The 12370-nt window shown below is 73.2% G+C and carries 11 protein-coding genes; 7 read left to right on the top strand and 4 right to left on the bottom strand.

Annotated elements, in window-relative coordinates; genetic code table 11:
* The first annotated feature begins 53 nt into the window (after positions 1-53).
* From ACPCJR_RS20865 to ACPCJR_RS20845, 5 genes are all read left to right on the top strand, one after another.
* Complete coding sequence (locus tag ACPCJR_RS20865) at positions 54-1247, top strand: divergent polysaccharide deacetylase family protein (protein ID WP_391514714.1); 1194 nt, start codon at positions 54-56, stop codon at positions 1245-1247.
* A gap of 164 nt (positions 1248-1411) precedes the next feature.
* On the top strand, positions 1412-3100 hold the full coding sequence (locus ACPCJR_RS20860) for a methyl-accepting chemotaxis protein (RefSeq protein ID WP_391514712.1): 1689 nt from the start codon (positions 1412-1414) through the stop codon (positions 3098-3100).
* A gap of 140 nt (positions 3101-3240) precedes the next feature.
* Complete coding sequence (locus tag ACPCJR_RS20855) at positions 3241-3828, top strand: RNA pyrophosphohydrolase (RefSeq protein ID WP_391514711.1); 588 nt, start codon at positions 3241-3243, stop codon at positions 3826-3828.
* A gap of 27 nt (positions 3829-3855) precedes the next feature.
* Complete coding sequence (locus ACPCJR_RS20850) at positions 3856-4488, top strand: DUF2939 domain-containing protein (protein ID WP_391514709.1); 633 nt, start codon at positions 3856-3858, stop codon at positions 4486-4488.
* A gap of 95 nt (positions 4489-4583) precedes the next feature.
* Entirely contained in the window at positions 4584-6497 is a 1914-nt protein-coding gene (locus ACPCJR_RS20845; protein ID WP_391514707.1) for a potassium transporter Kup, read from the top strand.
* 192 nt (positions 6498-6689) lie between these two features.
* Here ACPCJR_RS20845 and ACPCJR_RS20840 read toward each other — a convergent pair whose 3' ends face one another.
* Positions 6690-8303: a DUF2336 domain-containing protein gene (locus ACPCJR_RS20840; protein WP_391514705.1), complete on the bottom strand. Its 1614-nt coding sequence runs from the start codon at positions 8301-8303 to the stop codon at positions 6690-6692.
* A complete protein-coding gene (locus ACPCJR_RS20835) occupies positions 8300-9442 on the bottom strand; it encodes a transglycosylase SLT domain-containing protein (RefSeq protein ID WP_391514703.1) in 1143 nt (380 codons plus the stop codon). Before ACPCJR_RS20835 ends, ACPCJR_RS20840 begins: the two co-directional genes overlap by 4 nt.
* A gap of 74 nt (positions 9443-9516) precedes the next feature.
* Here ACPCJR_RS20835 and ACPCJR_RS20830 point away from each other — a divergent pair, with 74 nt between their 5' ends.
* Positions 9517-10128, top strand: a complete 612-nt coding sequence (locus ACPCJR_RS20830) for an aldolase (RefSeq protein ID WP_391514702.1) — start codon at positions 9517-9519, stop codon at positions 10126-10128.
* 9 nt (positions 10129-10137) lie between these two features.
* On the opposite strand, the gene ACPCJR_RS20825 is transcribed toward ACPCJR_RS20830, so the two are convergent.
* Positions 10138-10932, bottom strand: a complete 795-nt coding sequence (locus tag ACPCJR_RS20825; protein ID WP_391514700.1) for an MOSC domain-containing protein — start codon at positions 10930-10932, stop codon at positions 10138-10140.
* Between the two features lie 133 nt (positions 10933-11065).
* On the opposite strand from ACPCJR_RS20825, the gene ACPCJR_RS20820 reads away from it, so the two are divergent.
* Positions 11066-11845, top strand: a complete 780-nt coding sequence (locus ACPCJR_RS20820) for an MOSC domain-containing protein (protein WP_391514698.1) — start codon at positions 11066-11068, stop codon at positions 11843-11845.
* Between the two features lie 7 nt (positions 11846-11852).
* On the opposite strand, the gene ACPCJR_RS20815 is transcribed toward ACPCJR_RS20820, so the two are convergent.
* Entirely contained in the window at positions 11853-12077 is a 225-nt protein-coding gene (locus ACPCJR_RS20815) for a hypothetical protein (protein ID WP_391514697.1), read from the bottom strand.
* Positions 12078-12370 lie beyond the last annotated feature (293 nt).

Raw genomic sequence — 12370 nt, 5'->3', positions numbered from 1 at the left:
GTTGACGCTCCCGCCGCCCGGTCATCCCATGCGCCAACGGGGCGGGACGGCGGGTGAGCGACGCGGCCGACGACATCCTGACGAAGCCTCTCGGAGTCGGGGGCAAGGCGGCGCGCCTGCGCGCCGGCCTGCGTCCGACCACTGCGATCGCGGGCGTATCGGTGCTGGCTCTGTGCCTTCTGGCCGGCACCGTCGCGCTCACCGGCGATCCTCGCGGCGGCGAACCGCGGGCGAGCGCCACGATCGAGATCCGCGAGGCGGTCGCGCCCGCGCCCCGCGTCGCGGAAGCCGCCCCCGCCGGGCCTTCCCGCTCCGCGCGGGAGGTCGAGCAGGCCTCGGGCGTCAGCGTGTTCCGCCCCGACGGCTCGACGGCGCCCGACGCGCCCGTCATCATCCGCGTGCCCAACGCCGCCCAGGTCAAGCTCGCCCCCGCGCCCGACCCGCGCCTGACCGAGCGCGGGCGCCACGGCCCCCTCCCCCGCATCGGCGAGGGACGCCTGCGGCCCCTCGACGTCTATGCCCGCCCGGAGGAGCCGGGCACGGGTCCGCGCATCGCGGTGCTCGTCTCGGGCCTCGGCATCGGCGAAGCGGCGACCCTCGGCGCCATCGCCCGGCTGCCCGCCGCGGTCAGCCTCGCGCTCTCGCCCTACGGCGGCGACCTCGAGAAGACCGCCACCCGCGCCCGCGAGGCCGGGCACGAGATCCTGCTCCAGTTGCCGATGGAGCCGTTCGACTATCCCGACAGCGATCCCGGGCCGCAGACGCTGCTGGCCTCCGGCCGTCCGGGCGAGAATCTCGACCGGGTCGCCTGGGCGATGAGCCGGTTTCCCGGATTCGTCGCGGCGGTGAACTTCATGGGCGCCAAGCTCATGAGCGAGTCGTCGGCCCTGGAGCCGATTCTGAAGGAGCTGTCCGCCCGCGGACTCGGCTTCGTGGAGGACGGCACCGCGCCCCGCTCGCTGGTGGCCGGGCTGGCGGGCAAGGCGAAGCTGGCGACCGCCCGCGCCGAGGTCGTGATCGACGCGGTGGCCCGGCCGGACGCGATCGACGCCGAACTCGCCCGCCTGGAGACGCTCGCCCGGCAGAAGGGGTTCGTGCTGGCCTCGGCCAGCGCCTCACCGCTGACGATCGACCGGCTCTCGCGCTGGTCGCGCGATCTGGAGGCCCGCGGCGTCCGGCTGGTGCCGGTCAGCGTCGCTCTGCGTCAGAATGCGGGCGTGGCGAAGATGTCGAGCGCCGCACCTTAACAATTGATAGTTCTACTGATATCGAAACGAACTCGAACTGCGTTTCATCCGCATTCCGCCAGGCAATTGGGAAGAAGCTAGGCGATCCGGTAACGATTGTTTGACCAGGATCCTCCGCCCCGCCCGAAAGCGGCCGGGTACGACGATTTCGTCCGGAGTCTCCCGTGTCGTTCCAGTCCATTCCCATTCGCAGCAAGCTGATCGCATCCTTCACGGTGCTGACGCTCTTCCTCGTCGGCCTCGGGCTTCTCGGGCTGATGGGTGCGCAGGCCATCCGCCAGCAGACGCTGGAGATCGAGGGCAATTGGCTGCCCAGCGTACGGCTGCTGGGCGAGATCGACACGGCGGCGGCGCGCAGCAACGGCGTGATGCTGCGCCACACCCAGGCCACCGAGCCGCAGGCGCTCGCGGCCATGGAGAAGGACTTCGAGCGCTTCGGCAAGCTGGTGAGCGACAAGCGGGCGGCCTACGAGGCGCTGATCACCTCGGCCGAGGAGCGCGCGCTCTACGACACCTACGTGCGGGAAGCCGGCGTCTTCGAGGCCGAGCGCCGGGGCGTGATGGACCTGTCGCGCCAGGGCCGGAAGGCGGAGGCCTTCACCACCTACGAGTCGAAGGGCCTCGCGCCGCGCCGGGCGATGTCGAGCGCCCTGGAAAAGCTCATCGCCTTCAACAACGAGGGCGCCGCCCGCGCCACGGCGCAGGGGGAACAGGTGTTCCAGTGGGTGCGGACGATGGCGCTCGCGGTGATCGCCGTCGGGCTGATCGTCTCGATCGTGCTCGCGGTGCTCATCATCCGCAGCGTGTCCGGCGGCATCGCCTCGGTGGTCGAGCCCATGCAGGCTTTGGCCGCCGGCGATCTCACGGTGGCGATCCCCCACCAGGGCCAGCGCACCGAGATCGGCCGCATCGCCGACGCGGTGCAGATCTTCAAGGACGGGCTGATCCGCGTGCGCACCCTCGAGGAGGAAACCGCCGCGGCCCGGGCCGGGGCGGAGGCGCAGCGCAAGTCCGCCATGCGCGAGATGGCCGAGCGGTTCGAGCGCGCCGTCGGCGGCGTCGTCAGCCTCGTCTCGTCCTCCGCGACGCAGCTGCAGGCCTCGGCGCAGGGCATGTCGGGTGCAGCGACCCGCACGGCCGGCCAGTCGATCAGCGTGGCCGCGGCGGCGGAAGAGGCCGCCACCAACGTCAACACCGTCGCCGCGGCGGCCGAGGAACTCGGCTCCTCCGTGCAGGAGATCGGCCGTCAGGTCAGCGGCTCGTCGATGCTGGCGCAGGCGGCCGTCGGCGAGGCGGCGCAGACCGCCGCCCATGTCCGCGAGCTGAGCGCGGCGGTCGCCAAGATCGGCGACGTGGTGACGATGATCACGACCATTGCCGGTCAGACCAACCTTCTGGCCTTGAACGCCACCATTGAGGCGGCGCGTGCCGGTGAGGCGGGCCGCGGCTTCGCCGTGGTTGCGGCGGAGGTCAAGGAACTCGCCAACCAGACCGCCCGGGCCACCGAGGAGATCTCGGGCCAGATCGGGCGCATCCAGCAGACCACGGGTCAGGCGGTCTCGTCGATCGGCAGCATCACCGGCCGCATCGAGGAGATCAGCGCCGTGGCCGCCTCGATCGCCGCGGCGGTCGAGCAGCAGGGCGCGGCGACGCAGGAGATCGTGCGCAACGTGGCCCAGGCCGCCATGGGTGCGGGCGAGGTGACGAGCAACATCGCCGGCGTGGCCCAGGCCGCGGAGGAAGCGGGCGACGCCGCCGCCCAGGTGCTCACCGCCGCCTCCGAGCTGTCGCGCCAGTCGGAGCACCTGAGCGGCGAAGTCGGGCGCTTCCTGACGAACGTGCGCGCGGCGTAACCGGGTTCGAGTTCGCGGGGAGACGCGGGCGCGGCCTCCGGCCGTCGCCCGCGTCTTCTGCAGGTCGAGATTGCGGGCCGTGCGGCGTTGCCCGTGCCGCGCCGGCCGTCCTATGGTCCCGCGGCCAGCACGAGCCCGCGATGACCCGCCCCGACGACGACCTCCTGCGCCTGCCCGAGGGCAGCGCGTTGCCCTACCGCCCCTGCGTGGGCGTGACCCTGTTCAACCGCGACGGCCGCGTCTTCATCGGGCGGCGCAAGCGCTCGGCCGGTCCCGAGCATGTCGACGGCGAGCGGGCGTGGCAGATGCCCCAGGGCGGGATCGACGCGGGCGAGGCGCCCCTCGACGCGGCCCTGCGCGAACTCCACGAGGAGACCAACGTGCCCGCCGACGCGGTCACGCTGCTCGGCGAGACCCGCGACTGGCTCGCCTACGACCTGCCGCCCGAGGTCATGAAGCAGGCCTGGAAGGGGCGCTACCGCGGCCAGCGGCAGAAGTGGTTCGCCTTCGGCCTGACCGGCAGCGAGGCGGTGATCGACGTGGACGCCCCCGGCGGCGGTGCTCACAAGGCCGAGTTCGAGGCGTGGCGCTGGGAGCGCCTGGAGGCGCTGCCGGACCTGATCATTCCCTTCAAGCGGCCGGTCTACGAGGGCGTCGTCGCCGCCTTCGCCGGGCTGAGCGGCTGGCACGGGGCCGATGGCGAGACGCAGGATCGGGACCCGGCATGAAGCCTGCGCACGGTCGCGGCTGATCCGATGCGGTGGTGGCTCCTTCCCCTTCTCGCCGTTCTGGCGTGGTTCGCCTACACGCTGACCCCGTTCTGGTCGCTCTACGGCTTCGCGGCGGCGGTCCAGGCCGGCGACACCGCCGCGGTGGAGCGGCGCGTCAACTTCCGCACCCTGCGCCTGTCGCTCGCCCGGCAGATCAGCGCGGCGGTCAAGGCCGACAGCACCTCGCTCGATCCGCGTGAGCGGCAGCGCATCGCCGATGCGGCGGCGGCCTTCGCCCTGCCGGTGATGGAATCGGCCCTCACGCCGAAGGCCGTGATCGACCTGCTCGACGACGGCTGGCCCCAGGACTCCGATCTCGGCGCCCCGACCAACCGGCACGAGCGGCGCGACGGCCTGCGCATCCCCGATCTCGGACGGCTCCTGCGCTACTATTTCGCCTCCGACATGCGCGGCTTCCGCTCGGTGGTGGTCGCCGTGCCGCCGGACCGGCCGCGCCGGGAGCAGTTCCGCCTGCGCCTGCGCCTGCGCGACTGGGGCTGGCGCCTCGTCGATATCGAACTCTCCGAGGATCTGCGCTCCCGCATCGCCGAGAAGGCCGCCGCCGGAGCCGCGCGCCTGCGCGACGGGCGCTCGGGCCCGGACAAGACGACGCCCTGAGGATGCGCGCCCGCGAGCCCGACAGGGCCCCTCTGGACAGGAGGGGCGCGCTCCATAGGTAGGCCGCCACGATCGGCCCCGTCCGGAGCGCAGCCTTGAGCCAGTCCGCCGCCCCTGATCCCGCTCCGGAGGCGGGGCGGCGCCTCGGCGCGGCGACCCTTCTGGGCACGCTCGGCATCGTCTACGGCGATATCGGCACGAGCCCGCTCTACGCCTTCAAGGAGGCGGTGCGGGCCGCGAGCCAGGGCGGCGCGCCGACCCCCGTCGCGGTCACCGGGGCGGTCTCCCTGATCCTGTGGTCGCTGATCCTCGTCGTCTCGCTGAAATACGCGGTGCTGATCCTGCGCGCCGACAATCGCGGCGAGGGTGGCATCGTGGCGATGCTGGCCCTGCTGGGCGCCCGCCACGCCCGGCCCGGCTCCCGGCAAGCGCTGCTGCTGGTGGTCGGCCTCGTCGGCGCCGCCCTGCTCTACGGCGACGGGACGATCACGCCCGCGATCTCCGTGCTGTCGGCCGTCGAGGGCCTGAAGGTGGACGCGCCGGCCCTCGACCGCTTCGTCGTGCCGATCGCCCTCGTGATCCTGGTCGGGCTGTTCTTCGTGCAGAGCCGGGGCGTGGCCTTCATCGGCCGGATCTTCGGGCCGGTGATGCTGCTCTGGTTCGTCGTGCTGGCCGCGCTCGGCATCGGCGGCATCGTGCAGGCGCCGCAGATCCTGACCGCGGTCAATCCGCTGCGGGCCGTCGAGTTCACCGCCCATGCGGGGCTCCACGTTGGCTTCGCCATGCTCGGCGCGGCCTTCCTGGCGGTGACGGGCGGCGAGGCGATGTACGCCGATCTCGGCCATTTCGGCGCGCGGGCGATCCGGATCGCGTGGTTCGCCGCGGTGCTGCCCGCGCTCGTGATCCACTATTTCGGGCAGGGCGCGATCCTGCTCGTCGATCCCGGCGCGGCCGAGAACCCGTTCTACCGCCTCGCGCCGGCCTGGGGCCATTATCCGCTGATCGGGCTCGCGACCCTGGCCGCGGTCATCGCCTCGCAGGCGGTGATCTCCGGCGTGTTCTCGCTGACGCGGCAATCGATCCAGCTCGGCTTCCTGCCGCCGCTGCGCATCGTCCACACGGCGCCCGACGAGCAGGGCCAGATCTACGTGCCCCTGGTGAACTGGCTGCTGGCGGCCGCCACGCTCTCGGCGGTGCTGGTCTTCCGCTCCTCCGACGCGCTCGCCGGCGCCTACGGCATCGCCGTGTCGCTGCTCATGGCGATCACGACCCTGCTGGCCGGCCTCGTCGCGCGCAAATGGGGCTACGCTCTGCCCCTCGTACTGGCGGTGAACGGCCTCTTCCTGACGGTCGATCTCACCTTCCTCGCCGCCAACAGCGTGAAGCTGTTCGAGGGCGGCTGGTTTCCCCTGGTGCTCGCAGGGTTCGTCGCCTTCCTGATGCTGACGTGGCGCAAGGGCAATGCCTGCCTGGAAGAGGCGCGCATCGCGATCCGGCCGCCGGAGGCCCGCTTCCTCGACGGCCTGCGCGAGGCGCCGCCGACGATGCTGCCGGGCAGCGCGGCGTTCCTGTCCTCGGCCACCGAGGGCATTCCGCTGCCGCTGATGCGCTTCGTGGAGCGGCTCGGGGCGCGGCACGCCCGCATCCTGATCGTCACCGCCCTGTTCGAGGATCGCCCGACCATCCCGGCGGAGACGCGCGCCGCGGTGAGCGAGATCGCCCCCGACATCCGCCGCGTCGTCCTGCGCTACGGCTTCATGCAATCGGCCTCCGTGCCCGAGGGCTTGGCCTGCGCCGTCCGGGCCGGGCTGCTGCCGGAGGCCTTCACGGAGGACCTCACCGTCTTCGTGGGCCACGAGACGATCATTCCCGTCTCGGACCGGCGCGGCATGTCGGACTGGCGCGAGGCCGTCTTCGCCGTGATGCAGAACAACGCCGAGCGCACCGGCGCCCATTTCTGCGTCCCCGCCCGGCAGGTGATCGAGATCGGCACCGAGATCGAGATCTGATCCCGGACGCGCCGAGACCATTGCCGTTTGATCGGTTCGCTCCCTCATCCGTCGTTGCGAGGCGGAGCCGAAGCAATCCAGGGCGCCGCCTCTTCCGGCAAGGTTGCGCCACTGGATCGCTTCGCCCAGGCTCGCGACGACGGAGGGCGGCACACCCGAGGCGGGCAGCCGGAAGCGGTCCGACGTCAGCCGTCAGGCCGCGAGGCGCAGGCGGTCGGCCCGGTAGCTGAGGACGAGTTCCTGCGGGATCATCCCGGCGGCGACCGCCACGGCGATCTCCCGCGGGCGGGCGGCGCGGCGCGGTTCGGGCCGGACCTCGATCTCCGGCGCGGCGACGGCGGGCGCCGCGGCGGCGCGGTCGGCGAGGAAGCTCGCCATCAGGTCGTCGGCGAGGCTGGCGAGCACCGTTTCCGCGAAGTCCGGCACGGCCGTCGGCGCGGCCTCCGACAGGGTGACGGCGGCGCCGATGCGCTCCTCGGCCCGCGGCGCCGTCGGCCATTCCAGCGGCGGAGCCGCGTCGGCGCGGGGCGTCTCCGAGGCGGCCGGCTCCGGCGGGAGCACGATGACCGCGGGAATGTCCGAAGAGGGGAGCGCGGCCGGTACGGCCTCGGGTGCGGCGAGCAGCGCCGCCTCGGCCTGAGCCTCCGATTGCGCCTGTGATTGCGCCTGTGATTGCGCCTGCGCGTGGGCGTGAATGCGGGCCTCGTCCCGGGCGGCCTCCGCCTCGAAGCGGGCGAGCAGCGCCATCAGGCCGCGCGCCTCGGCGAACGGCATCGTCTCGCAGGCGGTGAGCGCGGCCTCGATCATCGAGCGGGCGAGCCGCGGCCCGTCGAGACCGCTGCGGCCGTTGTTGGCCTCGCGCCACACAGCGAGCGCCGCCTGGATCGCCGGAAGCAGCAGGCCGGGCAGCCCCGCCCGGCGGTGAAGCGCAGAAAAGCCCGCCCCCTGCGCTTCGAGCATCAGGCCGGCGACGCGGGCACGGCTGAGGCCGCTGAGTTCGGCCAGGGCCACCTCGGCGAAGGGCAGGCGCAGGGACAGGATCGCGCGCAGGATCAGCCCGGCGGTGAGCTGTTCCTGCACCCGCAGATGAGCCACGAGGCGGGCGAGGCCGGCCTCCCCGGCCTCGTCGCTGAGGGCGAGCGCGGCGGCATCGCGCGCCTCGCGGGCCACCCGCGTGCCGCGCTCGGAGCTGATCCAGCCGGCATCCTGGCCGAAGCGCGAGAGCTGCTCGGCCACCAGGGCGACGACGGCGTGGCGCACCTCGATCGCGAGGTCGGCGCGCGCCAGCAGGGCCTGGCGCAGGGCCCCGTCGTCGCCGTGGCGCTCCACCATGCGCAGCAGGGCGGCGGTGCCGATGCTGGCGCGGGGGTTTTTGGCCAGTGCGATGAGCGAGGGCGCGCCGCCCACCTCCGCCAGCGCGGCGGCCACCGGCCGCGAGAGGTCGGCCCGGCCCGCCACCGCCGAGCGGGTCTCCTCGCAGCCCATGGCGACGCAATCGACGAGGTCGGCATCCATCAGGACGGGGGAGCGCGCGAGCACGAGGCAGGCGATGTCCGGCTGGTCGGAGGCGAGCGCCACGATGAGCGGGCGCGGAGCCTGATCCGAGGCGGCGCAGGCCTGAGCCAGCGCCCGCCGCACCGCGGCCGCGGGATCGTCGAGCAGGGCGAGCAGAGCCGTCTTGGCCTCCCAGGCCGCGTCGGGCCCGAGCGTGCCCTGGAGGTAGGTGCGCGTCAGCGCGCCCGCGGCCTCGGCCCGCCGCTCGGTGGAGGCGTTCTGGGTGAGGGTGAGGAACTGGCGGACGATCATGAGCCGTTCCGAAGCCGGTAGGAGGAGGAATCGAAGAGCGAGCTCTTGGCCTGACTCGCCGTCGCAGTCTGACGGTCCGGGGTCGGGCCGGCCGCGAGGCTCGGCGGCGGCGCGGCGACCGTCCCTCCCAGCCCGGCGGGCCGGCGCGGCGGCAGCGGCACCACGATCGCCGCCGCGGGGGCATTCAGGCCTGTCTGCACCGTCGTCGCGGGCGTCGCGGCGGGGGCCGGGACGGAGGCCGCGGCGGGCGCGTCGGCCTCGCCGTCCGCCTCGGAGCGCGGGAAGTAGGTCGGGGCGGACCGGGAAGCGGCGCTGGCGGCGGTGCGGTTCTGCCAGATCTTGGCCACGCCGTCGGAGATCGCCCCCTGGCGGCGGTCGGTCTGGAACAGCGAGCGGAGCCCGCCCTCCAGCGAGGCGTAGGCGGTCGGCGGTTCGGACGAGGAGGCCGCAGTGGCAATCGGGCTCGCGCCGCCGCCGGCCGCGGCAGGATCGGTGGCGCGGCTCAGGAGCGCGTAGAGTTCGGAGGTGCTGCGGGGCCGCCCGGCCCGGTCGTAGAACAGGTTGCGGTTGGCGGCGGCCGCCTCCGGCAGGTCGAGGGCGGCGGCGCGGGACGGGTTCGCCTGCGCCGAGGCGATCAGCGCGCTCGCGCCCTTCGCGCCGAGCACGTGGGCGGCGTAGAGGTCGCCCGCCGTCGGGTCGCGGCCGAGCGCCGTGCTCAGGGCCTCGCCGTTGCGCTGCGTCAGGGCGCCCGCCATCGTCGCCGCGATCTTCGGGTCGCGGCGCAGGTCGAGGATGGCCTGCCGGGCGGCCGGATCGGCCACGGTGTAGCTGCCGTCGGCACGGGTGGTGATGGCGTCGGCGTAGGAGGAGAGACCGAGCTTGGGACCGGTGCTCTTCATCACGCCGAGCCAGGTCTGCTCGATGAACTGGAACAGGCCGGTCGCGGTGGAGGTGCTCGCCTTAGCATCCGGGTTGAGGCTCGATTCCCGCTGGGCCGTGGCGAGCAGGTAATCGAAGCCGACGCCGCTGGTCTGCGCGCCCTCGCGGATCGCGTCGACCACCGGGCCGCCCGCCGCCGCGGCGCGCGCGGGCGCGGCGGTCTCGCGGGGGCTGGCCGGAGCATTGGTGAACAGGAACATGACGCGTCCCGCCGGGACCGTCACTCGGCCCCGTGAGGCCCGACCTTCCTGCAGCTATGGTAAAGGAAGTTTGAATGAGCGCCGCACCGTCCCGTCCCGAACCGGCCGCGCCGCGCCGCGCCCTCCTCGTGGCGGATGCCGAGGCGGCGCGGGCGGCCCTGGCCGGGGGCGCGCGGGCGCTGGTTCTCGGCGGAGCGTTTCCGCCGCATCTCGTCGCCCGCCTGCGGGCGGACCGCACCGACCTCGCGATCTACGCCGCCCTCGACGGTCTGGACGATCCCGCCCTCGACGCGCTCGTCGCGCTGGAGCCGGACGCGGTGCTGCTGCGCGATGCCCGCTCCGGCCGCGATGTCGCCGCCCTCGGGGCGCGGCTCGCCGTGTGCGAGGCGGAAGGGGATCGGCCCGACGGAAGCCTTTCGATCCTCGCCGCGATCCGCCATCCGCTCGGCCTGCTCGGCGCGGCCGGCTTCGTCGGCGCCAGCCCGCGGCTTCGCGGCCTCGGCCTCGACGCGCCGGCGCTGGCCGCTCTCCTGGGCGAGGGCGAAGCGCTCGCGCAGGCCCGCGGGATGATCCGCATCGCCGCGGCGGCGGCGGGCGTGCCGGCCTTCGCGTGGCTCGCGCCCGAGCGCCGGCCGCACGATGCCGCAACGGCGCAGTGGGACGGGTTCGGCTTTGTGGTGGTGTGAAGGGCGCCCTCAGCCGGTGCCTGCCGTCTCCTGAGCGAGCGCCAGCCGGTCACCGACCGCAATGGCGCCGTCGGAGAGCACTTCGAGATAGAGCCCCAGATCGACATGGCCGAAATGCCGCTTCAGGGCTTTGGGCAGGTTGGTGTCGCGCTCGGCCGTCTCGGGGTTCACGTCGACGGCGGCGCAGCGCGGCGTCCGCGCGAGGCCCCGCAGCCGCAGATCCCCGATGCTCACCTCGCGATCGACCCAGTCCAGTTCCTCCCAGGCCTCCAGCCCGTCGACGACGATGTTGGCGCGGAAGCGCAAGGGGTGGATCGCCTCCCCCGTCCGCGCTTCGAGGGCGCGCACCGAGGCGAGGTTGACGAGCGAGACCGCCCGCATGAAGGCCGGCGAGATCACGCTGCCATCGGTGAACTTGTGCCCCTCGGCCCGCACGAGGCGCGGCCGGCCCTTGGCCGCCGGGCCGACATACGCCTCGAAGAAGCGCTCGACGGCCTCCCGCCCCGCCGCGCTCGACAGATCCGCTTCGACCAGCGTCCGGCCGCCGCGTCCGATCGCGAGGCGTCCCGTCTCGGGATCGAACCGCGTCGTGAGGGCCGCCAGAACCGCGTTGCTGCGCAGCATCAGGAAGAAGCCCTTGTCGAGGGGCTTCGGCTGCTCCGGATCGAAGGCCGTGCTCCCGAGCGCCAGGGCGTATTCGCGATCGAAGGCCAGTCCGCTCCCGCGCCGCAGGCTCAGCGCCGGAAGCGATTCGGCCGAGAGCCCTTTGACGGGATAGCGGTAGAGTGCGGTGATCGCGGCCATGCGTCGTCATCCTCCTGCCGACGGCAGGCTAGGCCGAGCCCCGGCACGCAGACCATGCGCAATTCTTCGTAGGGACCGCGCGGCGCCGGGGTGCTCCGTTGCCAAGCAGGGGCACGCGCCGTAGCGAGGCGGGATGAGCCAGAGCCCTGACCTCCGCATCGCCGCCCTCTACCGCTACCCCGTGAAGGGGCTCTCGCCCGAAGCGGTGGAGTCGGCGGAGCTGAAGACCAGCGGCTACTTCCCGGGCGACCGGCTCTACGCCATCGAGAACGGACCCTCGGGCTTCAACGAGAGCGCCCCGCGCCACCTGCCCAAGGTCGCCTACCTGATGCTGATGCGCGACGAGGCGCTGGCGCGGCTGCGCACCCGCTTCGACGACGCCACGCATCGCCTCACGGTCGAGGAGAACGGGACGACGGCGCTGGACGCCGACCTGAGCACGACCGAGGGGCGCGCGGCGCTGGCCGCCTTCATGCAGGGTTTCGTGCCGGACGCGCTGCGCGGTCCGCCGCGGGTGCTCGCCGCACCGCCCGGCTACCGCTTCACCGATTCGCGCACGGGCTACGTCTCGCTCATCAACCGGGCGAGCGTGGCGGCGACCGAGGATCTCGTCGGCGCCCCCGTCGATCCCCTGCGCTTTCGCGGCAATCTCTATCTGGACGGGCTGGAGCCTTTCGCCGAACTCGACATGGTCGGCCGGGTGCTGGAGGCGGAGGACGGGCTGCGGCTGAAGATCACCAGCCGCACGGTGCGGTGCGCGGCCACCAACGTCGATCCGCAGACGGGTCTGCGCGACCTCGCGATCCCGAAGGCCCTGATGAACGGTCTCGGCCACGCCGATTGCGGCGTCTACGCCGAGGTTCTGGCCGGGGGCCGCCTGCGGGCGGGCGAGAGCCTGCGGGTGGTCGGCTGACCGGTCCTCAGCGGGCTCGGTTCCGGGCGCGGGCCGTGAGCCAGAGCGGCTCGGGCTCGGCGCAGGGCAGGAGGGCGGCGACCGCATCGAGATCGACCGCGTAGCTCTCGGTGAGCCGCCGCCAGATCTCGGCCGAGGAGCCCGCGCCCTGGCCGAAGCGCTCGACCACGCGGGCGATCAGGCCGGGATTCGTGAGGGACGGGCGCGGCGTCAGTGCATCGTCATTCAGCATTCTCGGCCCCCTGGCTCAACCAGGAGATGATTGAGAAACGCGGTTAACGGCCAGTTAAGCGGCCGGGAAACTCTGCATCGGCGCAGGATGTCCTCTCCGAAACGTGTCGTTCCGGTCGCGTCGAGCGGGATTGCACCGCATCGGCATCCGAGCGGCCGGTCTTTAAGCCCCGCCCCGGCCGCGAAAGCCTCGCGGCCGGGCGCGGACGGTCCGGCGGCCCTCACGACAATTCCTGAGGCGGCTCACTGTCGTGGTGGTGCGGGAGGCGGGTCCGATAACCTCCATTCGACCGC

This window comes from Methylobacterium sp. NPDC097929 (assembly GCF_049543375.1).
Taxonomy (GTDB): domain Bacteria; phylum Pseudomonadota; class Alphaproteobacteria; order Rhizobiales; family Beijerinckiaceae; genus Methylobacterium.
This window is presented reverse-complemented; position numbering and strand designations above follow the sequence as displayed.